Raw genomic sequence first — 25,277 nt, forward strand, 5'->3', positions numbered from 1 at the left:
GATGTGTGGTCGAAGCGGTCGTGGACGTCGCAGGTGTCGCGGTCGATGCTCTCTCGCTCCGCGACTTCGCTGCGCAACGACTGGATGCACTGCGCGTACCCAGACACATCCGGCTGCAGGACGAGCCGGTGCGCTCCGACGCCGGGAAGGTCCGACGACCTCGTAACCTTGCTGTATGACCATGAAGGTACGCATCGGGGTCGGGTTGATACCGACCGACGGGCCACAGCAGGGGGCCGGTCTCGCAGAGCTGGTCGACGACCTCGAGTCACTCGGCATCGATTCGGTGTGGCTCTCCGATCAGGTGTCATCGCCGGATCACGCCGACCCGCTGATCGGTCTCGCATACGCGGCGGGCCGGACCGAGAAACTCAAGTTGGGCACCGGCGTCCTGGTGTTGCCGGGGCGCAATCCCGCGCTGGTCGCAGCGCAACTCGCCGGACTGGCCGCGCTGGCACCTGGCCGGGTGTTGCCCGCGTTCGGGGTTCAGCCCGCGACGCGCGGGGACCGCACGATGTACCCGGCGCCGGCGGGGCGGCGAGGTGAGCTGTTCGAAGAGGCGATCAGAGTGGTCAGGGCGCTGCTGACCGAACCTGTTGTCACCCATCACGGCGAGTTCTTCCACCTACAGGAGGCCTCGGTCGGACCTTTACCCACGAAGCCTCTCGACCTGTGGCTCGGGGGCAGACTGCCGGTGAGCATGGACCGGATCGGGCGTCTGGGGGACGGCTGGCTCGGTAGCTTCATCACCCCCGCCGAAGCTCAGCGGTGCCGCGAGCAGATCGAGGTGGCCGCCGCCGAGGCGGGGCGCGAGGTCGAGGCCGATCACTACGGCACCAACATCATCGTCGCGCCGGACGGCACGGACGAGGCGGTCATCGACGCCCTCGTGGACAGAGCGGCCGGCAGACGCGAGGACCTCATCGACCCGAACGTGCTCATCTGTCGCGGATGGGAGCAGGCCCGCACCCAGGTTCGCGCCTTCGTCGATGTCGGGCTCACCAAGTTCGTGGTGCGCCCGATTGCGCCGGTATCTTCTCGTCTCGAGTTTCTCGAACAATTCGCCCAGGAATTGCTTCCGCTGGAAGATCGTCGATGATGCGAATTGATTCGCATTAGACTTCGAGCTGTATCGAGATTTGACGTCGGCGCACGCGAGAGGCTGCGACACAATGCTGGTGCTACCCGTTGTGGTTCTCGGCTATGGGGCGGTTGCGCGCGCCTATATCGGTCAGATCATTTCTCATCGCGCTGAATATCGTTCCCGATTCGGCGTCGATATGACGGTGGCCGCGGTGCGTACTCATCGTGCGCAGACGGAGATCGGCGGTGACACGATCCAGCCGCGGGCGGAGTGGAGCGCACCGACTGCACTGGACGAGCTGATCGCCAGGGTCGACGCACGGGTTGTGGTGCAGGCGGTGCCGTCGGACGATGCCGGTGCGGCAGAAGCGGTCGCGGATGGTGTCTGTGCCGTCCGGAGCGGCGCGCACCTCGTGACGGCCACCAAGACGACGCTGCTGCACGGCTGGCGTGCCCTGGATGCGGCGTCTCAGGAGACCGGGTGCGCGGTGAAACTCTCCGGGGCCACCGGCGCGATGCTGCCCGCCGCCGATGTGGCGCGGTCACTGAGCAACGGTATCCACGTGACGTCGGTGAGCGGATGTGTCAACGGAACGGCCACTTTCGTCCTCGATCGATTGTCAGACGGCGACTCTCTGGGCGATGCGGTGGATGCGGCCCGGCGCGCCGGGATCGCCGAAGGTGACCCCTCCGCCGATCTCTCGGGACGGGACGTGGCGACGAAGATCCAGATTCTGACCGGCCTGCTCTGGTCGCGGGATCCGGGTGCTGCCGAGACGATTCTCGAGCCCATCACCCCCGCCATCAGGTCGGCCGCTGTGCGGGCGAAAGGACGTGGTCAGCGGCTACGACAGGTGGCCGTCGCCGACCTCGACATCCCCGATCTGGTGACGGTGTCGATCCGGGCGGTGCCCCGCGAGAGCCCGCTCGGAGCGCTCAACGGACCCGAGAAAGCGGTGATCTTCGATTGCGGCGAGTTCGGTCCGGTGACCGTCACCGGTGGTCAGAGCAGCCCGACCGGTGCCGCGATGGCGATGATCAAGGACACTCTGTCCCTCGCTCTCGAGAAGGTCCCGGGTCTGCGCTGAGCGGACCGCGGCCTGGTTCGCGGCCGCCATCGAGAACGGTGTGTAGTCCGATTTGTCCGTAATGTGGAATCCGTGTCGAAGTCCAGGTCTCTGTCGATGTTGCTCGGGTGCTGTTTGCTCGCCGGCATTCTCCTAGCCGGTGTGTTGTTCCCTCTGGTCGGAGGAGTGGGCTTTGTGTCGAGCCGCGCCGCGAGCGCCGTCGACAACGTCGAATCGGAATTGGTTGGGGGACAAGTCCCCGAGGTCTCCACGATGACCGACGTCAACGGAGATCCGATCGCATTTCTGTACGACCAGAGGCGCTTTCAGGTCGGGTACAACGACATTTCTCCGGAGATGATCCGCGCCATCATCTCCGTCGAAGATCGACGATTCCTCGAACACGACGGGGTGGACTGGCGCGGGACGATTCGCGCGCTGGTGACCAACCAGGCGTCCGGAGAAGTACAGCAGGGCGCCTCGACCCTTGATCAGCAATACGTGAAGAACTATCAACTGCTCGTCCTCGCGCGCACCGACGCCGAACGTCGAGCCGCCACGGAGACGACCGCGGCCCGCAAACTGCGAGAGATCCGGATGGCCCGGACGCTGGAGCAGACGTTGACCGCCCAGGCGATGACAGAGAAGAACCTCGACGCGGAGTCGGCGAAGCAAGAGGCCAAGAAGGCCATCGTCACCCGCTACCTGAACCTGGTGCCATTCGGCAACGGTGCCTACGGCATCGAAGCCGCTGCCGGTACCTACTTCGGCAAGCCCGCGAAGAACCTCACGGTCCCCGAAGCGGCGATGCTCTCCGGCATGGTGCAGTCCAGCTCGGCGCTGAACCCCTACACGAACCCCGAGGGGGTGCTGGAGCGCCGAAATGTCGTACTCGACACCATGATTGCGAACTTCCCCGAGCGAGCCGGTGAATACATCGCGGCCAAGGACACCCCGCTCGGCGTGCTGCCGTCACCACGTTCGCTGGACCAGGGCTGTATCTCCGCCGGCGATGCCGGCTTCTTCTGTGACTACGCCCTGCAGTTTCTGGCGGAGAACGGGATCAGTCGAGATCAGATCGCACGCGGTGGCTACCTGATCCGGACCACCCTCGATCCGCAGGTGCAGGATGCCACCCACAACGCGGTCCGGACGTACGCATCGCCCGACCTGACCGGAGTTGCGAACGTGATGAACGTGATTCGGCCCGGCACCGAATCGCACGACATCCTCGCGATGACGTCGAGCCGCGACTACGGGCTCAACCGCGACATCGGGCAGACGATGCAACCGCAGCCCTATTCGATGGTCGGCAACGGCGCCGGATCGGTGTTCAAGATCTTCACCGTCGCCGCCGCGATGGAGCGCGGTCTCGGGGCGGGTTCGTCGCTGCAGGTGCCGTCGACGTTCCAAGCCAGGGGGATGGGCAGCAGCGGTGGCGTCAACGGATGCCCGGCGAACACGTACTGCGTGCGCAACGACGGCAATTACCCGGGCAGCATGTCCGTCACGAATGCCCTGGCGCAGTCGCCCAACACGGCGTTCGTGAAGTTGTTGCAGGACGTCGGGGTCGGGCCGACGGTCGACATGGCGGTCCGGTTGGGGCTGCGGTCGTACACCAACCCGGGGACGTCGGGATTTGGTGAGCAGAGCCTCGCCGACTACATCAAAGAGAACAATCTCGGGTCGTTCACGCTCGGGCCGACGGCGGTCGACGCCCTGGAGTTGTCCAACGTTGCAGCGACATTGGCCTCGGGCGGGGTCTGGTGTCCGCCGAATCCGATTGCGTCGATCACCCAGCCGAAACGGGACAGCAACGGCAACCGGGTGCTCGAGGCCGACGGCAGGCCTGGCGTGGTGGAGGTGGCGCTGGAACGGCCCGCCTGCGAGCGGGTGGTGGAGCCGGGCCTGGCCAACACCCTCGCGAACGCGATGAGTGAAGACGATCGCGGTGCAGGCACGGCTGCCGGTGCCGCCGGCTCCACGGGGTGGAGCCTGCCGATGTCGGGCAAGACCGGCACCACTGAGGCCAACCGCTCGTCGGCGTTCCTCGGGTTCACCAACAACATCGCCGGTGCGACCTACGTCTACAACGATTCGCCGACGATCTCCGAACTGTGCTCGGGACCGCTGCGCCAGTGCGGGTACGGAAACCTCTACGGTGGCAATGAGCCGGCTCGAACATGGTTCACGGCCATGCTGCCGATCGCCGACAAGTTCGGCCCGACGGCGCTTCCGCCGCGTGACCCCGCGTACGTGGCCGGAGTCGGTGGCAAGGCGGTCCCGTCGGTGGTCGGGCTGGCCGCAGGTGAGGCGACAGCGCGGCTCGAAGCCGAGGGTTTCAGGGTGAATCAGGTGAGTGTCGGCAGCGGGCAAGCATCGGGGACGGTCGTCTCGTCCACACCGAACGGTTCGGCGATACCGGGCAGTACGATCACGATCTCCGTCAGCAACGGACAGGCACCACTACCGCCACGACGGGCCGCGCCGCCGCCCGCGACGATCACCGTTCCGGGCGTCGGGCCGATCGTGATCCCGCTACCGGGGTGATTCTCGCGCGGCTGGCATAGGCTCAGGCAATCGGGCATCGACAACTTGCCGTCAGGAGGAGCTCGTGAAGTCTGCTGAGCCGGATCCGCAGTCGCTGCTCGAACGCGCGTTCACCGATGCTGTGGAACGCGCCGACGACAACGATCAGACCCGCACCCGGCTTCTCGATGCGGCGTACGAGCAGTTCTGCCGGATGGGTATCCAGCGATCGTCGATGGAGGACGTGGCCAAGCGTGCCGGGATGTCCCGGATCACGGTCTACCGGCGCTTCGCGACCAAGGACGCGTTGGTCGAGCAGGTGATCCTGCGGGAATTCCGTCGCTACTTCGACCGGTTCCTGGCGGACATCCGGGATGCGAGGTCGGCGGCCGACCGGGTGGTGCTGGGTTTCGTGAGTTCTCTGCGCGCATTCCGTGGCAATCCGCTCATCGGCGGGCTGATGTACGCGGAACCGACCCTGCTCGCGGGCTCCATGATCGGTGACGAAGGCCGAATGCTCGGTGCCGTCTCACAGTTCGTCGCGGGTCAGCTCAGGCGTGAGCAGCAGGCGGGCACCGTCGCAGCCACCCTCGACACCGACCTCGTCGGCGAGATGATGGTGCGAGTCGCGGCGTCGTTCCTGACGATCCCCAGCCGGGCTGTGGATCTCGACGACGACAGCGTGCTCGAATCGGTGGCAAGGCAATTCTTGGTTCCGATGCTCACGCCGAACTGATCCGCTCTATGAGCAGGTGTTGAGGGTCCCTCCGGACGCGAGGGTGAGTCGACGATATGCCTGTACGCCGTAACAGTCGCCGAGGTCCGTCGCGGTCAACTGGGTCGGTCCGCCGCTGGTCGGATCACCTGCAGGTGCGCACACAGTCCCCGTACCCGTGGCGGTCTCTCCGCCCCACGACGTCCACGTGATATCGGAAATCGTGTTGCTGCACAGAGAGTTCAACGACAACAGCTCCGGACGCTCGGTGCCGTAGCCGATGGCGTACTGATTGTCGGCACGGCCGAGCACGACCGGCCCGCTGACGGCCGGGGCCGTCGTGGTGAACGTCGGGATGGCGGTGTTTGCATCCGCCGTCGCCGCGGCACTGCGTGACCAGTTGAACTCGCCTGGATCGCCGTTCCCGCCACCGCACCCGGACACCGAAGCTGCGACGGCCACAGCCACCGAGACCGCCACAACCGATCGCCGCACGAATCGCATGAAGAACTTTATCCACGAAGCACATGGCCACGGCCTGCCCCGGCGGAAGTTCACATCAACGAACTACACCGGATCGGCCTGCGCGCGAAGCCCCGCGATGAGGACCTCGACCAGACGGCGCGCGTCGTAACCGGGGTTGTCGGCGCCGATACAGAGGTTGCCGACGCCGCGCATCAGTTGGATGGCCTCGAGGTCGGAGCGGATCTCGCCCGAGGCGACGCAGGCGTCGAGCAGAGTGGCGCACACGGGTACCAGTCGGTCGAGGAAATAGGCGTGCAAGGTCTCGAAGCCGGTGTCCGACGACTGCATGGCCTCGGCGAGGCCGTGCTTGGTGACCAGGAAGTCGACGAAGAGGTCGATCCACGCCCGTAGCGCGGTATGAGGGGTGGTGCTGTTCGTCAAGAGGGCCGGTCCCGCCTCCGCGCAGGCTTCGACCTGGTGGCGATACACGGCGACGATGAGATCGGCGCGGGTCGGGAAATGTCTGTAGATCGTTCCGACACCCACTCCTGCCCTGGTGGCGATATCTCGCACGGGGGCGTCGACCCCTGACTCGACGAAGGCTGCCGCCGCAGCGTCCAGCAGTGTCGCCTGATTACGGCGGGCATCGGCACGCTTGCGCGGCGCCGGCGGCACCGACTCGTCTTCTGCCATTGTCGAAGTCCCTGATCACTTTCACTTGGCAAGCGGAACATTGTTCCGTATGTTGGTTATCGGAACACGGTTCCGCTTGCCCAGGATGCCAGACCTCGTGCGTCGGCACCAGTGGGGCATCCGATCATCTGTCAGGAGGACCAGCATGAAATTTCGAACTCTGGGACGTACGGGCGTTCAGGTCAGCACGCTTGCGCTCGGCGCCATGAACTTCGGCGCCATCGGCCGCACCACGCAGGATGATGCGACGGCCATCGTCGATGCCGCCCTCGATGCAGGCATCAACGTCATCGACACGGCTGACATGTACAGCCAGGGGGAGTCAGAGGTGATGGTCGGCAAGGCCATCGCCGGCCGCCGCGATGATGTGGTGCTTGCCACCAAGGTGTTCAACCCGATGGGTGATGAGCGCAATCACCGGGGCAGTTCGCGGCGGTGGATTGTCGCGGAACTGGAGAACAGCCTGCGACGGCTCGACGTCGACCACGTGGATCTCTACCAGATCCATCGCTGGGATCCGAACACGAGTGACGAAGAGACCTTGTCGGCGCTCACCGATCTGCAGCGGGCGGGAAAGATTCGCTACTTCGGTTCCTCGACCTACCCGGCTTACCGCATCGTGGAGGGCCAGTGGGCTGCCCGGGAACATCGCCTGAGCAGGTACGTGACCGAGCAACCGCCTTACTCGATCCTGCAGCGCGGCATCGAATCCCATGTCCTGCCGGTGACGGAGCAATACGGGTTGGGTGTATTGGTGTGGAGTCCGTTGGCGTCGGGTTGGCTCTCGGGTGCGATCCGCGAAGGGCGGGAGATGACCACCAGCCGTTCAGGATTCATGCCGCAGCGCTTCGACACCGCCATTGCGTCCAACCGTGCGAAGATGGACGCCGTCGAGAAGCTGGTTGCTGTCGCCGAAGGCGCCGGCCTCACCTTGATCCAGCTCGCACTCGGATTCGTCACCGCGCATCCTGGCGTCACCAGCGCCATCATCGGACCGCGAACCGTCGATCACCTGCACTCGCAACTCGCCGCCGCCGACACGGTGCTGTCCGCCGATGTGCTCGATGCGATCGATGAGATCGTCGCTCCAGGAGTTGATCTCGCGCCGGACGAAAAGTTCGACACGCCTCCGGCGCTCCTCGATTCGTCGCTGCGTCGACGCTGAACCCACCACTCGTTCAAAGGACCACCCGCATGCCGCACAATGTTCGACCCAGCTTCGGAATCATGACCGCACCCATGAACGTCGACTACCACGACATCCTCCGCGTCTGGCGCGAGGCCGACGCGATCGAAGAGATCGAGCACGCCTGGCTCTTCGACCACCTGATGCCCATCGGCGGCGACCCGAACGGGCCGATCTTCGAGGGGTGGACCCTGCTTTCCGCCCTCGCTGCGCAGACTGAACGGATACGTCTCGGACTTCTGGTGACCAGCAACCGTTTTCGGCCACCGGCGATGCTTGCGAAGATCGCCACCACCGTGGACGTCGTGTCGGGAGGCAGGCTCGACTTCGGTATCGGCGCAGGCTCGCGTCCGAACCCGCCGATGGCCTGGCGTGAATACCCCGCGCACGGCCTGCCGTTCTACGATGTGCCGCACGCCGTCGGCAGCCTTGCGGAGGCGGCCGTCGTGATCAAGCGGTTGTGGACCGAGGACCAGCCGTTCGATTTCGACGGTGAATACGTGAAGCTCACCGGTGCGCTCGGCAATCCCAAACCTGTTCAGCGCCCCGGCCCGCCGATGCTCATCGGCGGACGTTCGGCCGCTGTGCTGCGAGTGGTTGCCGAGCACGCCGACCTGTGGAATGTGCCAGGCGGCGACATCGCTGATGTGATCAGCCGGAGTGCTCTCCTCGACCGCTACTGCACCGAGATCGGCCGAGACCCCGCCGCGATCACCAGGTCGATCCACCTGTCGGTGGATTACGTCCGCCCGCAGCACACCCGCGACGCCATCGGTCAGGCACTCGACGCGGGCTTTCGCCACTTCGTCCTGGGCTTGGGCGCGCCGTACCCCGACGGGGTCGCCCGTTGGGTGGCCGACGAGTTGATCACCCCGTCCGTCCAAGGGCGGAGCCACGATCCTGCTGCGAGCGTTGGCCGCCCTTAGGATGGTCACCATGGTTATGGCTGATCGTCCCGAGGTGCAGACCGCATCCGCGCCGGTGACCGCGCTGACCGTGTTCGGTTTGGCAGAGAGCATGCTCAACGGACTCGCGAGGGTGCCCTTCCGCCGACCGTGGCAGGGCCCGGCAGGTCTGCTGGACAACGTCGGGCAGTCGGTCACCCGTCAGACCATCCGCTCCTTCATGGGGTACTCGATGGGACTCCCGATCGAAGAGTTCCGGTCGATGGAACGCATTCTCGACGACGTCTGCCGGGTGGTGATGCCTCCGTTCATCGGATTGACCGACGATGTGGAGATCACCGACGACACAATCGGGGGTGTCGAAGGGATTTGGTGCCGGGCGAAGGCCAGCTCCGATGCCCACGTCGAGGACTGCGACGACAAACAGACGATCGGCGCGACGATCCTGTACCTGCACGGCGGCGGTTACATCGGAACGTCGCCGATCATGTACTCCGCATTCGCGGCCAAGCTCGTGAAGATCACCGGGTACGAGGTTTTCATTGCCGATTATCGGATGGCCCCCGAGTTCCCGTTCCCCGCGGGTGTCCACGACGCCGCGGACGTGTACCGGGGTCTGCTCGACCGCGACGTCGACGCGGACCACCTCGTGGTGGCCGGTGACTCGGGTGGGGGCGGTCTCGCGACGTCGCTGATCAAATACCTGCACGATCACGACCTGCCGAAGCCCGCTGCCGTTGCGCTGTTCTCGCCGGAGGTGGACCTCGACTTCAACCACCCGTCGATCACCTTGAACGCACAGTCCGACATCCTGCCCTGGAGCCTGCCTGCCGCACCGTATCTCGCGGGTGTCCAGCCCAACGATGAGCGGGTGTCGGCGGTCCACTCGATGGCAGATCCGGAATGGTTCCCGCCCACCTTTGTGTGCTGGGGTGCCGATGAGATGTTCCGTGACGGGATCCGGGAATTCGCGGAAAACCTTGGCAAGGCCGGGGTGCCCGTGCACGCCATGGAAGAGGCCGGGATGTTCCACGTCTTTCCGATCTTGATGCCGTGGGCGGAATCGTCGAAGCGAGTCTTCCGAGAGCTACACGACCTGGCCGGGCGCCACGTCACCCCCGACCCGGATGCAGAGCCCACTCACTGACGTACATATCGGCATTCCGCTCGACCATTGCGATATGTGCTCCATTTTCAGCGATCTGCTCCGCGTCCAGAGCGCTGGAAACGGAGCAGATCGACAGAACCGGAGCAGATTTCGCCGGCGCTTCCGTTCGTGACCATAAGTGGTGTGATTGTTTTGGCCGGTAACTCGATTTCCGCTATTTATTGCGCTGCCAACCCTGCTCAAGGTTAAATATCGCTACTACCGGACAGAACCAGAGGACTCAATGAACGCCAAATCAATGTTGCTCGGTTTTGCCCCCTGGATCGTCTTCTCGGTGGTCGCCGAGCGTTTCGGAGCCGACCACGTTGCACTCGCAGCAATTCTCGCGTTCGTGATCGCTTTGGGTCTGACCGTGTACGAAACCATGCGCAGCGGCTGGAAGATCCTGGATGTCGCCGGCGTCGTGACGTTCGGAATCATCGCTGCGATCGGTCTCGTCGGAGACCACGCGGTCGATGAGAACCTGGTCAACTTCGGCCGTGGTGGTTCGACATTCGTCCTCGCCGCGATCATGGCAATTTCGGCATTCACGATTCCGTTCACGGAGCAGTACGCCCGCGAGAGCGTCGACAAAAGCCTTTGGGACTCACCGATTTTCCGCGCGAAGAACAAGCAGATCAGCCTGATGTGGGCCGGTGTCATCTTCGCCATCGCCGTCTCGCACATCATCGCCGGCGCGATCACCTCATCGCAGGATCTCGCCGGATCGCACCCAGCCAACCTCGTACTGAACTGGGTCGTCCCGATCGCATTGATCGTCTTCGCCATCAAGCGCACTCGGGCCATCGCCGACTCGCGGCCGGCCGGCGCGGGCACCCAGCCCGCTCAATAGTCACCCCGCTGTGAACAGGCGTAGGAACATCCGTCATCTGACGGAGGTTCCTACGCCTTTTCGGGCACAGACTCGGCTCATCGTCCACAGCCCATTCGATGAAGGAGTTTTCCGATGACCGTCACCGCCGACCCCAATCGACCCGCCCCGATCGACCCCGGCAATGTCCATCTGACCGGGGTGTTCGCCCCGCAGCGCGACGAGACGGATGCGATAGATCTGCCGGTCGTCGGCGAGATCCCAGCAGATCTGAGCGGCAGCTACCTGCGTAACGGCCCGAATCCACGATTCGACCCCATCGGGTCGTTCGTGTTCCCGCTCGACGGCGACGGCATGGTGCACAGGGTCACGCTGGAGGGAGGTCGTGCCTCCTACAGCAACCGATTCGTGCGGACTCCCATGGTGGAGCTGGAAGAGGAACGCGGCGAAGCGATCTGGTCGGGCATCACCGACGGCTACACCCCACCGGCGAGCGTCGTCGGAGAGGAACTCGCCGGAACCACCCGGGCACTGCCCGACATCAACATCGTCCGGCACGCCGGTCGCCTGATGGCAATGGCCGAGTCGGACAAGCCCTATCTGCTCGACCCCCGCACGCTGGCGACGCTCGGCGCGGAGGACTGCGACGGCGCGATGCGGGTGGGCAGCACCGCGCATCCGAAGATCGATCCACGCACCGGCGAGATGGTGTTGTTCAACTACATTCTCGAGGCGCCCTACCTCACCTGGTCGGTCGTCGCGGCGGACGGTTCGTCGCTGCGTCCGCCCACCGCCATCGACGGTCTCGACGCCCCGGTGATGATCCACGACATGGCGCTGACCGAGAAGTATGTGGTGCTGTTCGTGTGTCCACTGATCTTCGACATCGCGGCCGTCATGGCCGGGGGATCGCTGTTGTCGTGGCGGCCCGACGACGGCACTCGGATCGCCCTGATCCCGCGCGACGGGGGACCGGTGCGTTGGGTCCAGGCGGAGCCGTTCTGGGTGTGGCACTTCGCCAATGCCTTCGACAATGCGGACGGAACGGTCACGGTCGATTACGTCGAGTGGACGTTCCCCGGCGGGTTCGCCGAATCAGCCGTCCCGAACAAGTCCGGATTGATGCGCGCGGCGACCAACCCGGCCACCGGCACCATCAGCCGCACCCGGGTCAGCGAGCGTACGGACATCGAGTTCCCACGGGTCGACGACCGGTTGCTGACGCTCGACCACCAGCGGGTCGCCACGGTCGGCAAGTCCGAGTCAGACACCGGTTTCCAGGAGAGCCTGTGGTTCCACGATGTCGCGAAGAGCTCTGAGGTCTCGTGGAGCCCCGGTGTGGCCATCGGTGAGCCGATCTACATCCCTGGCGCCGATCACGATTACTGGGGCGCCATCGGAACCGACCCCGAAGACCTACGGTCGCGGTTCTATCTCCTGACCGCGGCCAGCCCAGAAGACGGGCCCATCGCAACCATCGATCTGCCGATCCGGGTACCAGCGGGATTGCACGGGGCGTGGCTCGAGAAGTGACCGGCTCTTTCGGCGGCGTCGTCGCGGCAACGGTGGCGCACCACTAAGGTCGATGCAATGGCAGTGCGTGCGGGTGTGGTGGTCACGGGAACCGAAGTTCTCAGCGGTCGGGTCACCGATCAGAACGGTCCGTGGGTTGCCCGGCAGCTTCTCGAGATGGGTGTCGACGTCGCGCACATCACCGTGTGCGGCGATCGACCGGACGACCTGACCGCCCAGTTGCAGTTCCTGGCCGATCAGCGGGTAGACCTCATCGTCACGACGGGAGGCCTGGGCCCGACTGCCGACGACCTCACCGTGGCCACCGTTGCTGCCTTCTGCGGACGTGAACTGCAGCTCGACGTCGAACTCGAGCAACGAATCGACGCGATCGTGCAGCGATGGCGCAGCCGGATGAGCACCGCGGTCGATTCGGAGCCATTGAACGCCGGCATCCGTAAACAGGCGCTGGTCCCTGACGGTGCCCAATCAATCGCGCCCACGGGCACCGCACCGGGCGTTGCGATACCGGCTACCGGCCCGCTGCCGGCGATCCTGATCCTGCCGGGGCCGCCTCGGGAGCTTCAGGAGATGTGGCCGGAAGCTCTCGAATCCTCCGCTGTGGCAATTGCCTTGGCAGGGCGGTCGATCGTCAGGCAGTCGACGATCCGTGCCTACGGTCTGTCCGAAGCCGATCTCGCCGCGACGTTGCGGACCGCAGAGGTCGAGGTTCCGGGATTCGGCGATCTCGAGATCACGACGTGCCTGCGCCTCGGCGAACTCGAGATGGTGACCCGCTATCCCGACTCCGCCGACGCCGCGTACGCGAAGCTGGCAGCGCAGGTCGCCGAATATCATGGCAAGCAGGTCTTTTCGACCGACGGATCGACCATCGACGACATCGTGGCAACGCGCCTGTCCGGTCGCCGGATCGCCACCGCCGAATCGTGCACCGGCGGTCTGATCGCCGCCCGCCTCACCGACCGGGCCGGTTCGTCGGCGTACGTCATCGGCGGAGTGGTGTCGTACTCCAACGAGGTCAAATCCGACCTCCTCGGCGTGCCCGCGGAGATGATCTCCGAACACGGTGCGGTCAGCGAACAGGTCGCAGCTTCTATGGCCGAGGGGGTGCGCAAGCGCGTGGGCGTGGATATCGCGGTATCCACCACGGGCGTTGCCGGACCCGGCGGTGGCACCGAGCTCAAACCGGTCGGCACCGTCTGTTTCGGGATCGCAACGTCCGGCCGGCCGACTGTCACGCGCACCTTGCGGCTCCCTGGCGACCGCGCCAGTGTGCGGGCACTGTCGACCACGGCTGCGATGCACATGCTGGCGGCGGCCTTAGCCTAGGCGGCCTGACAGCCAGGAGCCGATGTCTTCCCGCGCGGTCGCGGCGATCGCGGTGGGGTGGTTCGTGAACCCATGCGGCGACGCCGGGTAGATGCGCAGGTCGACGTCCACGCCGGCCGCTGCCAGCCGCGACGCCATGGCCACGTTGTCCTCAAGCAGGATGTCCCCCGCCCCCACCACCAGTAAGAGCGGCGGCAGATCGCGTAGGTCCCCGTAGATGGGGGAGACGTCGGGAAGCGTGCGGTCGGCCACGTGACCGGCATACGCCTCGAGAAAGTACTCGTCGCTGATCAGGCGTCCTGCCGGCGTCCGGCCACTCAGGTCGTAGGTTCCGAACTGAAGAGCCGCGCCGGCAAGGCTGCGAATCCCTTGGTCCCGCAGTCGCATCAGGGTGGTCATCGCCAACGTTGCCCCTGCCGAGAACCCACCGATCGTCAACCGTGAAGTACCGAAGGTGCCCGCGGCATGGTCGGTGAGCCACCGCGCCGCGGTCTCACAATCGTCCGGCGCTGCAGGCCAGGGGTGTTCAGGGGCAAGCCGATAGTCGACACTGACCACCGCGACACCGAGCGCATCTGCCAGCTCCTGGTTTCGGATGTCGCCGCGTGCTGCGGAATCCATGTAGAACCCGCCGCCGTGGATGTCCAGGTGGACGCCGCGCGCCGGCACCTCGCTCGGGGTGATGATGCGCACCGGCACCTGTCGGCCGGCCGCCTCGACTGTCTCTTCGACAACCGCCGAATCGGTGGCGTGGACCACGCGCTGAGCGCGAGCCTCGCGGAGCTCATCGAGATTGCCCGGACCGCGGCCGGAAGGTCTCGCTGCGTAGAACGCTACGGCCTCGTCGATGTGTTCGGCAGGAACTGTTCGCAAGAGGTCGGTCGATCCGAACTGCATGAAACCCCTGTTCTCGAGTGAGCGTGCACCACAATCGGCCCCGAGAGGGACGCCCGAGGGGAATGCGCCCTCAACTGCTCGCTACGGGGACGAATGTGGTGGATTGAACACGATAGCGGGCTGGCGATGACTTCTGGGCAGTGCCGCGGTCTGAATCTGCAGGTACCAGCCGACTGAGAGGAAGCAGATGATCGACTTCAGAGCGGCATCCGACGCATTGGCCGATCTCATCGAGCAGCTGGACGACGACGATCTGGCGCGCGCCACACCCTGCGAGAGCTACACGGTGTCCGATCTGCTGATGCACATCGATGAAGGCGCCACCGGGTTCACCGCGGCGGCGTGTGGTGAGATCTCGAGTCCTGCGGTGACAGCGGTCAACGATGACGCGTCGCGCGGCAAGCTTGCCGATCACGTCCGTGACCTGGCCAAAGCGTGGGCAGAACCCCGGGCCTGGGATGGCGATTCGGACTTGGCCGGCCTCGAGTTGCCGAACGAGACGTGGGGGAAGATCGCGATGACCGAGGTGATCGTGCACGGCTGGGACCTCGCAGTCGCGACCCATCGAGGGTTCGTCCCGCCGGAATCAGTGGTGCTCGCCTGCCACGATCATGTGCAGGGCTTCCTGACCGAGGCGCCGCTGCCAGAACTCTGGGGCGAGCCGGTCCCAGTAGACGCGACGCTGTCACTATTGGACCGGACCGTGGCCATCGCCGGACGCGATCCGCGATCGTGGCGCCTGGCCCCGCCTGCGTGATCACGAAGGAGCAGGCAGGCTTCGGGCGAAGTGGCGGGTCCAGAACTCGCGGATGGCGACGGTCGGCGTCACTGATGTCAACTCGTGTTCTGGCTCACTTATGCGTGCAACTCCCGTGCTGTGGCCCGTCTCAATTCATGTAAGGCGCGACCGGGCAATGGGGTTCGGCGCGAGGAACAGGAGGAGAGAACACATGGCTGACTTCATCGACAAGGCAAAGCACAAGGCCGAAGAGGTTGCAGGCAAGGCGAAAGAGAAGATCGGCGAAGCGACCGGCAATGACGACCTCCGGGCTGAGGGCGCAGCCGACCAGGGCAAGGGTAAGACCAAGCAGGTCGGCGACAACGTTTCCGACGCAGCGTCGAACATCAAGAGCAAGCTGACCGACTGAGTTCGGCTGCCACAACAGTTGCGAGGGGTGAGGTGGTGGCCGATGTCGGCCACCACCTCCGTCTCGACTGTGGGTTTCGATCGATTCCCTATGGGTACGTCCGCGTCACCATCCACGATGAGCACCAGGAGAACCATGATCCCGCTGTTGGCACGAAAATACCTGTACCGCTACCTGATTCTGGCAATCGTCCTGCCGCTGGTCGCGAAGATCCTACTGACGGCAGGACATCGGATAGAGCGGCGAAACGACAATCCGACGGCCGTATCAAAACTGCTGATCAAAATCGGCTCGTACAGTCGGCGCAAGGCGCGCACTGCAGACGCCGATGACGAACAGAAGAAGACGCCTCGGTCGATCATCGGGCGCCGCAAGAAGTAACCCGCAGACTATGGCTGTCGCAGGATTGCGCTGATGCGCTCGACGACGTCGCCGGCCACGTCAATGGTGGCCGAATCATCTGCAGCGCAATATCTGTCGGCGTCCGCGTCGTAGGTGGTGCCGGCGATCGAGCCGTGGTCGGCATCGACAGTGATCAGCTCGAGCGGCCAGTCGTCGAGCGCGGCTGCGAAATCTTCACTCGCAGTGAGCGGAACCACGTCGTCGGACATGCCGTGTAACAGTGTGATCGGTATCCGAGCTCCGGTCGGCAGATCACCGGTGGGGAGGCTTTCGCCCGTCAGCGGATTGGTTGCGCCGAACGCACCGGCCAAGGTGATCACCCGTAACACGGGACTGGCGTAGTGGTCGGCGTGTAGAGCCACCCCTGCGGCCGCTGTCCCGCCCAGCGACCAGCCGATCAGCGCGAATGCACCGGCGGCTGCGGCGTGACGCAAGGATCCCAACAGGTCGTCGCGCCCACGGTCGGCGGCATGAGAATCCCAGTCGGGAACGATCACGTGGAAACCATGATCGGCGAGCAGTGTCGCGAATGGTCGCAACGCGGCCCGGGCATCGGTCTGGGTGCCGTGCCACAACAGGACAACAGGGTCCGTCGCGTCTCCGAACACATCGACAAGCCGGCCCGGGGCGTATTCCTTGGTCTCCATCAGTCCAGTGTGCCCAGCGACGGAACCCGAGACACATCGCGTGGACTGCGGCAGAATGACCGCCGTGACGAAATCCTGCGGTACCGGCAGCACGGTCGTCGACTCGGCGGCCACGGCGGATTCGACCGCGGTGGCGGGGTCGATGGCCACCTCGTCGAGCGCCGCTGTGGCGGGATCGATCGGGACCGTGGCGAGTGCAGGTGTCGCGGGTTCGGCAGGGACTGTGGCGAGCGCGGGGGTCGGTACCTCCGTCGCGACGGTGGCCAGTGCTGTGGTCGCGGGTTCTGCGGGCACCGCGACCAGCGCAGTGGTCGCCGGAAGTGCGGGCACTGCATTTTCTTTCGGTGTCGCAGGGTGTCTCGCAGTCGTGGCGAGCGCACTGTGCCAGCGGTGTATAGCCTGCGTCGGGTGCGTCGGATGCACCGACTGCGTTGGGTGTGTCGGTTGCTTCAACTGCTCAGGCCTACGGGGTGCGGTCGGTCTGCGCGACGTGCACGTCTGAGCGCGTTCGTGCCTGACTCATCCGGGGTCGGATGCGAGAAGTGCGTCGCGGCACGACGTGAGCAGCGCGATGAGTTTCGTTACGTCAGGCGCCGCGAGTTGGCTGGTCATCGTGTTCGCGACCGCAGCGACTTCGGCTTGCGCACGTTCGAGTAGGGATGCTGCTGCGGGTGTGAGAACGGTGGCGCGTTCGCGTCGTGGTCCGGGCTCCTCAGAACGCTCGATGAGTCCGCGCTTCTCCAGCCCCTGCAACAGGACATTCATGGATTGGCGCGACACAAAGGCGTGCCGGGCGAGTTCGGAACTCGTACTGGCGGGTGTGTGATCCAGAGCCTGCAGGCATGCGTATTGCGGCACGCTCAGTTCGAGATGGCGTAGGCGCTCGGCCATGCGCAGATGGAGGATCGCCTGGGTCTCCTTTACCAGAAGCCCCAACGCCTCGGAGGCTGTGTCGTCACGATATGTCGTCATGTCAACATTTTGACACGGCCGAAATTGAGTGTCAGTATTTTGACACAAAAAGCCCGACGACAGCAGGAGCTCGACATGACGAACAGCATCAGCACGACCACCAGCGGACCCGACTTCGTGTCGTTCCAGGTGCGCGACCTGGCGACGTCCGCGGCGTTCTACGCGGACACGATCGGCCTCAACCGGCTACCGGCGGCCAATCCCGCTGCCGTGGTGTTCTCTTCGGGCGGAACCGCTTTCGCGGTTCGCGAACCGTTCCCCGGAATGGATCTCGACGCCGTCGGTCAACTCGGTGCGGGCATCGGCGTGTGGTTCGGTAGCGCGGATCCGGCCGGGTTGCACGCACGCCTCGTGGAGCGGGGAGTGCCGATCGCGCAGGAGCCGTTCGAGGGTCCGTTCGGGCTGCAGTTCTCGCTGCGGGACCCAGACGGCTACATCGTCACCATTCATACCGCGGGTTGAGGGCCGGCCGACGAGGCGAGCTGCCGGTCAGCTCGGAGTGATCGAGCCGTCGACGTACACCCAGCGGCCGTCGTATCGTTCGAATCGACTGTGCTCTCTCAGAGTTCCGGCCTGGCCGGCTCTGACACGGTAGAACGCGGTGAACGCGACCTCGCCGGTCGAGTCGAATGGTGAACCGCCACGGGTCGATTCGATGTCCAGGCGATACCAACGCATTGCGGTATCGAGGTCGAGTTCGGCCGGTCTCGTCCGCGGGTGCCAGCTGTGGATCAGGTAGTTGCGGTCGCCGGTCGCGAAGGCGGTGAAGCGCGACCGCATCAGTGCCTCGGCGGTTGGCGCCGGGCGGGCGCCGGCCACGACCGGTCCGCAGCAGTCGTGGAAGGGGAGTCCGCTGGTGCATGGGCAGCGTCGATCGGAGGTGGCCACCCACACAGCCTAGGTGGGTGCGGCTACGTGGCCAGGCCGACCTTCGTGCGGTGGGTACTGGGGTTGATTCCTTTCGTGCGTTTGAACGCCGTGCTGAAGGTGAACGGATCGGCGTACCCCACGGACTGTGCGACGTCCGCGATGCTCAGGTCCGGGCGGTCGGTGAGCCGATCTGCGGCGATGGTCATCCGCCACTGGGTCAGGTAGGTCAGCGGAGGTTCGCCGACGAGGTCGGTGAACCGTTTGGCGAGGGTGGCACGGGACACCCCTGCCCGGCGAGCCAGCGCGGCGACGGTCCACGGGGCGTCGACCTCGGCGTGCATCAGTTGGAGCACCGGTCCGACGATCGGGTCGTGCAAGGCTGAATACCATTGCGGCGCTGCCTGTTCTTGGTCGTCGAACCAGGTGCGCAGTGAGCAGACGAGCAACCAGTCGAGAAGCCGGTCGAGCACGATCTGCTGCCCGGGCCGGTCGGCGGCGACCTCCGTCGCGAGATAACGCGCGACCGGATCGGCATCGGTGTCGGGTGGGATGCGGATGATCGGTGGCAACACCTGCAACAGCCGGTCGCCGATCTCGCCGTGCACCGGATAGGCGCCGACAACGATGGAGGTCGAAGCGTCGGGGTCCCCGCAATCGGCCCACCCCAGGCGATGCCGGGCTCCGCCGTTCTCGGGAATGGAGCAATGGTCGCCGCAGGCCACAGGCTCGGCGAGGGTGTCCACGTCGTCGCGAAAGGAGAACGGCTCCGGTCCGCGGAGCACGACCGTGTCCCCGCCCGAGATTCGCAACGGCTCATGATCATCGCGGACGATCCACCCCGCACCGTCGACGACCACGCACAACGTCAGCGGGGCGCCGTCGATGAAGTCGAGGGCCCAGGGGGCCGACAGGGTCGAATAGCCGAAGACAGAGCCGTGGGACCGCACGCCCCGGAGAAGGTCACCAAACGCGTCCATGAACCCCACCTTAGACGAATCAACAGGCAAACCAGTGTCTGAGCTATGGAATGCTCTGCGAATGGTGGCTTAACTGGTCTCATGAACCACAACACAATCCTTGTCATCGGTGCCACCGGCAAGACCGGACGCCGGGTGACAGCCCGTCTCCGGCTCCTCGGCGCACCGGTGCGACCGGCTTCTCGATCCAGCGCCATCCCGTTCGACTGGTCACGCCCGGACACCTGGGACGCTGCGCTCGACGGTGCGTCGTCGGCCTATCTTGTTCCACCGGCCGAGGTCGGGCCGGTCGACCACTTCATCGACCGGGCGCAATCGGCGGGCCTCCGTCGTGTGACCTTGCTGTCCGGCAGGGCTGCCGACAGCTGGGGCGACTCCACCTTCGGACTCGACATGCGCGCGGCAGAGCGGGCCGTGCGCGCGTCTGCTCTGGACTGGACCATCGTCCGTTCGTCGAACTTCAACCAGAACTTCTCCGAAGAGGTGTTCCTCGAGCCCCTGCTGCAGGGGGAACTCGCTGCGCCACCGGGGGAAATGCCCGAACCTTTCGTCGACATCGAAGACGTGGCCTCGGTCGCGGCCGAGGTGCTGACGAATCCGGGGCACGAGGGAAAGACGTACGAGCTGACCGGACCACGCGGCATCACGTTCGGTGAGGTGGTGGGTTTGATCGCCGCAGCCTCGGGCCGAACGATCACCTACCGGCAGATCACCCCTGGGCAGTACGCCGACACGCTCACCGAGCAAGGGTTGTCCCGCGCCGAAGCTGACACCATCGCCGCGATGTATGTGCTCATGGAGCGGGGGCTGATCTCGGAGACCACCGATGACATCCAACGCGTATTGGGCAGGGCGCCGGCGACATTCGAAGACTACGTCGTTCGCACTGCTGCCGACGGGAGGTGGCGGGCATGAGGGTTCTGGTGCTGGGAGCGACAGGAAAGACGGGCCGGCAGGTGGTGCGTGCGCTCAACTCGGTGGACGGAGTCGACGTCCGGGCGGTGTCGAGGTCTGGCGGCCCCATCGAGGACGGCACATTGGTGCGGTTCGACTGGGACGACCGGACCAGCTGGGCGCCCGTGGTCGACGGCGTCGATGCGGTATATCTGGTCGACTCGCAGCAATCGGATGCTGCGCAGTCGATGTCAGACTTCGCTCGCACAGCAAAGTGTGCCGGGGTGAGCCACGCGGTGCTGCTGTCGTCGCGCGACGCCGTGGTGTCCCACCGGCCGGGCGACGCTGCGGTGGTGTCTGCAGTGCAGTCATCCGGGATGACGTGGACGGTGCTCCGGCCGACGTGGTTCATGCAGGTGTTCAGCGAATGGGATCTGTTCCGCGACAGTATTGTCGAAGGACGTCTCGTCGGCACGTCAGGTGACGGTCGCGAGCCGTTCATCGATACCCGCGACATCGGTGATGTCGCAGCTGCGTCGCTGCTGGACCCAGAACGCCACGCAGGCAAGGATTATCAGCTTTCCGGACCTGACCTCCTGACGTTCGCAGACGCGGCCGGTTCGATAGCGCAGGCGGCCGGCACCGAAGTCGACTACGAGCAGATGACCGATCAGGACTTCGTTGCGTACCTGGTCGAGCGGAGAGGGGTCGGCGGCCCGTTGGCAGCTGACCTGACACAGGTCTTCGGTTGGATCCGCGAAGGCCGCAACGCACATGTCTCTGACGGTGTCCGAGAAGTGCTCGGACGGGCGCCGCGCAGATTCACCGACTTCATCCAAGAGGCTGCGGCGCAGGGGGTGTGGGCTGGGTGACTGTCGGGGGTTTCAGGCCGACAGACTCAGTGCTGTCGGTGTCCAGGCAGGCCACGAGATCGCGCCGACAGGCGAACCCCCGGCGAACCGGGCCACGATTGTTGGGGTGCCACCTGCGGTGTCGTACACCGTGGCCTGCTCTGAGGAGCTGATGGCTGTGGCGACCAGCGGCCACAATCTGGCGTAGCGCTCGCGGATCTTCGCTTCCGGAACCGAATGCCCGCCCGCCGCAACACGATGCGAGACACGCAAGACCGCAAGCGATTCAGGAACCAGCAGCACGTGAACGACGACCACGAAGCCCTTGGACTGCGCCCGGGATATCAGGTCGAGCTTCGACGGGTGCGAGAACACTGTTTCGGCGATAAAGGATCGGCCCGCGACGATGAGAGCATCACGGGTCGCTGCGGCCGCCTGCGCTGCCTCGTACGACTTTGCCTCGGCATCGTCGGGCCACTTCTGACGTGCGATCACGTCAGCGTTGACGAAGACGCTGCCCGGCAAAATGGGGGCGAGTCCGCGTTCGACGAAGGTGGATTTGCCCGAACCGTTCGGTCCGATAACCAGGTCGAGGCGCTTCACTCGCTGTCGAGCACGCGGCTGGTGCCGTCAGGGCTCTGCTCGACAAGCCGTCCCTGATCGTCGAGGACGACGGTCGTGATGCCGCTGGCAGCGAGTTCGGCCCGGTAGTCGGTGCGGGCGAGGCTGTCGGCGATCCGGACGTCGACTTCGGCGTTGAACAGGCGGCCTTCGGCGTCGGTGAGTTCAGCGGTCGGCAGGGTGCCCGCCAACGCCTGTTGCACCCGATTCAGCGCCGAGGTCTCGTGGGCTGTCATGGCCTGTCCGATCCGGGCCCAGTACTCGAGTTGCTGGCGACCGGTTCGGTTCTGGCGTCGCCCTTCGGCGATGGCCGAGTCGACGAGCGCGGAGTCGAATCGGGTCACCTTGTCGGCAGTCTGGGTCATCACAGCTCCCTCGTAGCATTATGCAACCGATTGTAGCAGTCTGCTACAAGATACGACCCGGATGCATTGAGACCCGTTCGGATCAGCGATATGGGTCTGCAGCGGCAACGAACTCGTCGAGTGTGGCCAGCGTTTCTGCTTCCGGACGCGTCGGCAGCAGGAAGGTGACGCGCTCGACGTTCGCCGCGGCGTATCCGTCGAGTTCCTCGGCCTTACGTCCCGCGCCGAAGATGGTGAAGGGAATGTCGGATCGTCCGCGTTCGGCCAACTCCGTGCGTACGCGGACCAGGTCGTCGGCGCTCGTGTGCGCCCGGGGGAGCCATGCATCGGCGTACTTCACCAGGCGATCGATGGCCGCGGGACTCTCGCCGCCGATGTAGATCGGGGGATGCGGCTTCTGGACCGGTTTCGGCCAGGCGAAGATCGGATCAAAGTTGACATGCTCGCCGTGGAACTCGGCCTCGTCTTCGGTCCAGATGTGTTTCAGCGCGGCCAACTGCTCGTTGATGAGGGCGCCCCGGGTCTTGGGGTCGGTGCCGTGATTGCTCATCTCTTCGCGGTTCCATCCGACGCCCACCCCGAAGGCGACCCGTCCGTTGGAGAGCAGGTCGAGGGTTGCGACTTCTTTGGCGGTGTGGAGGAGGTCACGCTGGGGCAGTAGCGCTATCCCGGTGCCGAGGATCAATCGTTCGGTGGCTGCGGCGGCAGCGGTGAGCGCGAGGAAGGGATCGAGAGTGCGGTAGTACACCCGCGGCAGATCGCCGCCGCCCGGGTAGGGAGACTCGCGGCTGACCGGGATGTGCGAATGTTCGGCGAGAAACAACGAATCAAAGCCGCGCTCCTCCAGCGCCCTGGCGAGCACGTCGGGGCGAATGCCTTCGTCGGTCACAAATGTAGAGACTCCGAAATCCATACTTTCCATCGAAGCACAGTGTGTGGAGCTGAAGGGGCGCCCGCCACGAGGTGTGGATGGCGGTCGAGGTCATTCCGCGCTGTACAGCGGCCTCTCGGGCAACATGTCGCGGTCGGGAGTGGGTCCGGTCACCGCGTGCGCCTCGCGACAGGCATCTTCGGCAATCTCCAGGGCGACAACGACACGTCCGAGCGCCACCCGGGCGTGATCGGCAACGCCATGCAGGGTCGCGGCACGCTGGGCCTGCACGGCTCGCAGTCGCGCCTCGTGCAGGGACTCGAACAACTCGCTGGTCTCCTGGAAGGCGTTCATGACCGCATCCCGGTTGCCACCGTGCTCGGTGCCCCAGGACTTGGATGCGCAGTGCGTGCTGACATATGACCCCCGACTGTCTCACCGCGTCTCGGCTGGTCGAAACTAGACACCTTGACCTGTCAGTGTCAAACTTTATAGCAGCCGGTTGGCTTCGCCGACCGTGCCTTGCCCGGTGCCCGAATACGATCACTGAGTGCTTGAATGTGCAGATGGGGCCACGGGAGGATCTCAAGGTCGGTATAGGAGTGCCGGCTTCGGTCGGCCTCGGGGTCGGGATCTTGGTCGGTCTCGGCTGGAGATACACCGCCCCTAGGCTGGCGGTGGATGCCGATCCACCGCCGCTTCCGCCGGGTGCGACCAGCTACTGGATTCGGCTCAACTTCTACGAGTACGCGGGCGGGCCGTCGTGGTGGCCGACACTGCTCCTTGCGGTTATCGGATTGATGCTCGGAGTTTCCGCCGGTATGGCGGGTGCCGCAATCGGTCCGGGCGCGAAGCAAGCCCCCCTGCGTTCAGACGGGGTGGTGGTCGTGTTGGCTGCCGGAACCGCAGGATTTTTGACCGGGTTGTGGGGCGCTGCGATTGCACACTGGTCGCCTCCGTTGATCGGGGTCATCAACGCCGACGGCCCGCGCCCCGATGGTTACGACGAGGGTGCCGGCTACTCGGGTTTGTCTGGGGCACCGCCCTTCTGGGAGATCGGCCCGACCTGGCTGTGGTTTCCGCTGATCGGGGCGGTGATCGGTCTTGTGGCAAGCGCCGCCGTCATCGTGAGGTGTTCAGCGGCGCGGAAGTGACCCGATCCGTACTCATCCGCCTGACGTTCGTGTCACCGACAGACAGGCACGCGCACTGAGCCAGATAACAAGAGCTCCGGGACGCAACTAGCGACGGGTATCTGGTTTGTCGAATTGCGCGCGCTTCCAGTCGCCGTTGATCTCGTCACGTTCCCGCACGGCTTCTCGGAATCCCACGGTGGCTGAAAGATTCTGGAACTCATAGCCCTCGCGGGTGTGGCGGGAGATGCCGTCGAACACCGTGCTGATCATCCCGGAGTTGGCGACACCCTGCGCCAGCAGCGCACTGTTGAGCGCCAACTTGCTCATGATCAGCTGGTTGATCGGTGTGCGGGAAATGCGCTGCAGGAGATCCTCTGTGCGGTCGTCGAGCTCGTCGGCAGGAGGTGCGTCGACCGCGAGACCCCACTCGTACGCTTGCTTGCCGGACAGGCAATCTCCGGTGAAGAGCAGTCGCTTGGCTCGCTGATCGCCGAGTCGATGCGCCCACATGCCGGCTGCGGGGATGCCCCACACGCGCGTCGGTGGATACCCGATCTTGGTGTCGTCGGCGCAGATGATCTGATCGGCGTACAGCGCGATGTCGGTTCCACCCGCCACGGCGAATCCGTGCAATTTGGCCACCGTCGGTTTGTTGGCATGGAGCAGGCTGGCGAAACCGCGGTTGAAGCGGCTCATCATCGCGTAGTCGATCATGGGTTCCCATGTGCGCGAGGGGTCGTGATTGCGCGCCTGCACCACCGGGTCGATGGCGGTGCCTTCGCTGGGGTCCGGTCCGGCAGCCGGATTGCCCCCGTTCTCGGCGAAGATCGACAGGTCGTAGCCACCGCAGAAGCCCTTGCCTCGTCCCGATACGACCATGACATGAACGCGGGATCGAGATCTGCTCGTTCCACAACACGGGCGAGTTCGACGGGGGTGTCGGCGGTGATCGCGTTGCCCTGCTTCGGGCGATTGAAGGTGATCCGTGCGATGCGACCGGTCACTTCATACGTCAGCGTGCGGTAGGTTTCCGCGTTGGTGGGTGGGGTTCGGCTGGCGAACAGCGAGTCCTCGCCTGCGGTGAGGTCGTCGCGCCACCCGGCAGGCTGTGACCCAGATCGTATGCTGTGTTCGGACACGTT

The 25,277-nt window shown here is 65.1% G+C and carries 29 protein-coding genes and 1 pseudogene; 18 read left to right on the forward strand and 12 right to left on the reverse strand.

Features of this window, described 5'->3' with window-relative positions; translation table 11 throughout:
- The first annotated feature begins 5 nt into the window (after window positions 1-5).
- From J3S28_RS02705 to J3S28_RS02725, 5 genes are all read left to right on the forward strand, one after another.
- Entirely contained in the window at window positions 6-179 is a 174-nt protein-coding gene (locus J3S28_RS02705) for a hypothetical protein (RefSeq protein WP_207837270.1), read from the forward strand.
- A 2-nt stretch (window positions 180-181) separates the two neighbouring features.
- The gene (locus J3S28_RS02710; protein ID WP_207838128.1) at window positions 182-1,099 is read left to right on the forward strand and encodes a TIGR03854 family LLM class F420-dependent oxidoreductase; all 918 of its coding nucleotides are present in this window, start codon (window positions 182-184) and stop codon (window positions 1,097-1,099) included.
- Window positions 1,100-1,172: 73 nt separating this feature from the next.
- The gene (locus J3S28_RS02715) at window positions 1,173-2,171 is read left to right on the forward strand and encodes a hypothetical protein (protein WP_207837271.1); all 999 of its coding nucleotides are present in this window, start codon (window positions 1,173-1,175) and stop codon (window positions 2,169-2,171) included.
- A gap of 96 nt (window positions 2,172-2,267) precedes the next feature.
- Complete coding sequence (locus J3S28_RS02720; RefSeq protein WP_207838131.1) at window positions 2,268-4,700, forward strand: penicillin-binding protein; 2,433 nt, start codon at window positions 2,268-2,270, stop codon at window positions 4,698-4,700.
- 64 nt (window positions 4,701-4,764) lie between these two features.
- Window positions 4,765-5,415: a TetR/AcrR family transcriptional regulator gene (locus J3S28_RS02725; protein WP_307796778.1), complete on the forward strand. Its 651-nt coding sequence runs from the start codon at window positions 4,765-4,767 to the stop codon at window positions 5,413-5,415.
- 6 nt (window positions 5,416-5,421) lie between these two features.
- On the opposite strand, the gene J3S28_RS02730 is transcribed toward J3S28_RS02725, so the two are convergent.
- Window positions 5,422-5,898, reverse strand: coding sequence for a hypothetical protein (locus J3S28_RS02730; protein ID WP_207837272.1), 477 nt, complete (start codon window positions 5,896-5,898; stop codon window positions 5,422-5,424).
- Between the two features lie 63 nt (window positions 5,899-5,961).
- A complete protein-coding gene (locus J3S28_RS02735) occupies window positions 5,962-6,552 on the reverse strand; it encodes a TetR/AcrR family transcriptional regulator (protein WP_207837274.1) in 591 nt (196 codons plus the stop codon).
- 145 nt (window positions 6,553-6,697) lie between these two features.
- On the opposite strand from J3S28_RS02735, the gene J3S28_RS02740 reads away from it, so the two are divergent.
- The 6 genes from J3S28_RS02740 to J3S28_RS02765 all read left to right on the forward strand — a co-directional run bounded on the left by J3S28_RS02740 (window position 6,698) and on the right by J3S28_RS02765 (window position 13,484).
- On the forward strand, window positions 6,698-7,717 hold the full coding sequence (locus J3S28_RS02740; protein ID WP_207837276.1) for an aldo/keto reductase: 1,020 nt from the start codon (window positions 6,698-6,700) through the stop codon (window positions 7,715-7,717).
- 62 nt (window positions 7,718-7,779) lie between these two features.
- Window positions 7,780-8,664: an LLM class flavin-dependent oxidoreductase gene (locus J3S28_RS02745; RefSeq protein WP_237340929.1), complete on the forward strand. Its 885-nt coding sequence runs from the start codon at window positions 7,780-7,782 to the stop codon at window positions 8,662-8,664.
- A 10-nt stretch (window positions 8,665-8,674) separates the two neighbouring features.
- Window positions 8,675-9,790, forward strand: coding sequence for an alpha/beta hydrolase (locus tag J3S28_RS02750; protein WP_207837280.1), 1,116 nt, complete (start codon window positions 8,675-8,677; stop codon window positions 9,788-9,790).
- Between the two features lie 244 nt (window positions 9,791-10,034).
- Window positions 10,035-10,643, forward strand: coding sequence for a hypothetical protein (locus tag J3S28_RS02755; RefSeq protein WP_207837282.1), 609 nt, complete (start codon window positions 10,035-10,037; stop codon window positions 10,641-10,643).
- 114 nt (window positions 10,644-10,757) lie between these two features.
- Entirely contained in the window at window positions 10,758-12,155 is a 1,398-nt protein-coding gene (locus tag J3S28_RS02760; protein WP_207837285.1) for a carotenoid oxygenase family protein, read from the forward strand.
- A 57-nt stretch (window positions 12,156-12,212) separates the two neighbouring features.
- Window positions 12,213-13,484 (forward strand): competence/damage-inducible protein A, encoded by a 1,272-nt coding sequence (locus J3S28_RS02765; protein ID WP_207837287.1) that lies wholly within the window; start codon window positions 12,213-12,215, stop codon window positions 13,482-13,484.
- On the opposite strand, the gene J3S28_RS02770 is transcribed toward J3S28_RS02765, so the two are convergent.
- Window positions 13,476-14,381, reverse strand: coding sequence for an alpha/beta hydrolase (locus tag J3S28_RS02770; protein WP_207837290.1), 906 nt, complete (start codon window positions 14,379-14,381; stop codon window positions 13,476-13,478). The genes J3S28_RS02765 and J3S28_RS02770 overlap by 9 nt on opposite strands.
- A gap of 187 nt (window positions 14,382-14,568) precedes the next feature.
- On the opposite strand from J3S28_RS02770, the gene J3S28_RS02775 reads away from it, so the two are divergent.
- From J3S28_RS02775 to J3S28_RS02785, 3 genes are all read left to right on the forward strand, one after another.
- Window positions 14,569-15,138 (forward strand): TIGR03086 family metal-binding protein, encoded by a 570-nt coding sequence (locus tag J3S28_RS02775; protein ID WP_207837291.1) that lies wholly within the window; start codon window positions 14,569-14,571, stop codon window positions 15,136-15,138.
- A 193-nt stretch (window positions 15,139-15,331) separates the two neighbouring features.
- Complete coding sequence (locus tag J3S28_RS02780) at window positions 15,332-15,529, forward strand: CsbD family protein (RefSeq protein ID WP_207837292.1); 198 nt, start codon at window positions 15,332-15,334, stop codon at window positions 15,527-15,529.
- A gap of 42 nt (window positions 15,530-15,571) precedes the next feature.
- Complete coding sequence (locus J3S28_RS02785; RefSeq protein WP_207837295.1) at window positions 15,572-15,910, forward strand: hypothetical protein; 339 nt, start codon at window positions 15,572-15,574, stop codon at window positions 15,908-15,910.
- 8 nt (window positions 15,911-15,918) lie between these two features.
- Here J3S28_RS02785 and J3S28_RS02790 read toward each other — a convergent pair whose 3' ends face one another.
- Together J3S28_RS02790 and J3S28_RS02795 are read right to left on the reverse strand one after the other, a co-directional pair.
- Window positions 15,919-16,578, reverse strand: a complete 660-nt coding sequence (locus J3S28_RS02790) for an alpha/beta hydrolase family protein (protein ID WP_207838138.1) — start codon at window positions 16,576-16,578, stop codon at window positions 15,919-15,921.
- 519 nt (window positions 16,579-17,097) lie between these two features.
- Window positions 17,098-17,550 (reverse strand): MarR family winged helix-turn-helix transcriptional regulator, encoded by a 453-nt coding sequence (locus J3S28_RS02795; protein WP_207837297.1) that lies wholly within the window; start codon window positions 17,548-17,550, stop codon window positions 17,098-17,100.
- Window positions 17,551-17,625: 75 nt separating this feature from the next.
- Between J3S28_RS02795 and J3S28_RS02800 the strand changes: the two genes are divergently transcribed.
- Window positions 17,626-18,012: a VOC family protein gene (locus J3S28_RS02800; protein WP_207837299.1), complete on the forward strand. Its 387-nt coding sequence runs from the start codon at window positions 17,626-17,628 to the stop codon at window positions 18,010-18,012.
- Window positions 18,013-18,039: 27 nt separating this feature from the next.
- Here the strand turns inward: J3S28_RS02800 and J3S28_RS02805 are convergent, their stop codons facing one another.
- Both J3S28_RS02805 and J3S28_RS02810 read right to left on the reverse strand, forming a co-directional pair.
- The gene (locus J3S28_RS02805) at window positions 18,040-18,444 is read right to left on the reverse strand and encodes a YchJ family protein (RefSeq protein ID WP_207837303.1); all 405 of its coding nucleotides are present in this window, start codon (window positions 18,442-18,444) and stop codon (window positions 18,040-18,042) included.
- Window positions 18,445-18,461: 17 nt separating this feature from the next.
- Window positions 18,462-19,397 carry an AraC family transcriptional regulator gene (locus J3S28_RS02810; protein WP_207837306.1) on the reverse strand — a complete coding sequence of 312 codons (936 nt, stop codon included), beginning with the start codon at window positions 19,395-19,397 and terminating at the stop codon, window positions 18,462-18,464.
- Between the two features lie 81 nt (window positions 19,398-19,478).
- Here J3S28_RS02810 and J3S28_RS02815 point away from each other — a divergent pair, with 81 nt between their 5' ends.
- Both J3S28_RS02815 and J3S28_RS02820 read left to right on the forward strand, forming a co-directional pair.
- Window positions 19,479-20,312, forward strand: coding sequence for an NmrA family NAD(P)-binding protein (locus tag J3S28_RS02815; RefSeq protein WP_207837309.1), 834 nt, complete (start codon window positions 19,479-19,481; stop codon window positions 20,310-20,312).
- Complete coding sequence (locus tag J3S28_RS02820; RefSeq protein ID WP_207837311.1) at window positions 20,309-21,163, forward strand: NmrA family NAD(P)-binding protein; 855 nt, start codon at window positions 20,309-20,311, stop codon at window positions 21,161-21,163. The genes J3S28_RS02815 and J3S28_RS02820 overlap by 4 nt, the downstream gene beginning before the upstream one ends.
- Before the next feature lie 12 nt (window positions 21,164-21,175).
- On the opposite strand, the gene J3S28_RS02825 is transcribed toward J3S28_RS02820, so the two are convergent.
- The 4 genes from J3S28_RS02825 to J3S28_RS02840 form a co-directional block, all read right to left on the reverse strand.
- Window positions 21,176-21,745: an ATPase gene (locus J3S28_RS02825; protein WP_207837312.1), complete on the reverse strand. Its 570-nt coding sequence runs from the start codon at window positions 21,743-21,745 to the stop codon at window positions 21,176-21,178.
- On the reverse strand, window positions 21,742-22,128 hold the full coding sequence (locus J3S28_RS02830) for a TA system antitoxin ParD family protein (RefSeq protein ID WP_207837314.1): 387 nt from the start codon (window positions 22,126-22,128) through the stop codon (window positions 21,742-21,744). The genes J3S28_RS02825 and J3S28_RS02830 overlap by 4 nt, the downstream gene beginning before the upstream one ends.
- Before the next feature lie 82 nt (window positions 22,129-22,210).
- Window positions 22,211-23,041 (reverse strand): LLM class F420-dependent oxidoreductase, encoded by an 831-nt coding sequence (locus J3S28_RS02835; protein WP_207838141.1) that lies wholly within the window; start codon window positions 23,039-23,041, stop codon window positions 22,211-22,213.
- A gap of 69 nt (window positions 23,042-23,110) precedes the next feature.
- Window positions 23,111-23,353 carry a hypothetical protein gene (locus J3S28_RS02840; RefSeq protein ID WP_207837317.1) on the reverse strand — a complete coding sequence of 81 codons (243 nt, stop codon included), beginning with the start codon at window positions 23,351-23,353 and terminating at the stop codon, window positions 23,111-23,113.
- A 212-nt stretch (window positions 23,354-23,565) separates the two neighbouring features.
- Here J3S28_RS02840 and J3S28_RS02845 point away from each other — a divergent pair, with 212 nt between their 5' ends.
- Window positions 23,566-24,153 (forward strand): hypothetical protein, encoded by a 588-nt coding sequence (locus tag J3S28_RS02845; protein ID WP_207837320.1) that lies wholly within the window; start codon window positions 23,566-23,568, stop codon window positions 24,151-24,153.
- Window positions 24,154-24,240: 87 nt separating this feature from the next.
- Here the strand turns inward: J3S28_RS02845 and J3S28_RS02850 are convergent.
- Window positions 24,241-25,259: pseudogene (locus tag J3S28_RS02850) on the reverse strand (crotonase/enoyl-CoA hydratase family protein).
- Window positions 25,260-25,277: the final 18 nt, after the last annotated feature.

Origin of the sequence: Williamsia soli, from assembly GCF_017377795.1 — a bacterium.
GTDB lineage: Bacteria > Actinomycetota > Actinomycetes > Mycobacteriales > Mycobacteriaceae > Williamsia > Williamsia soli.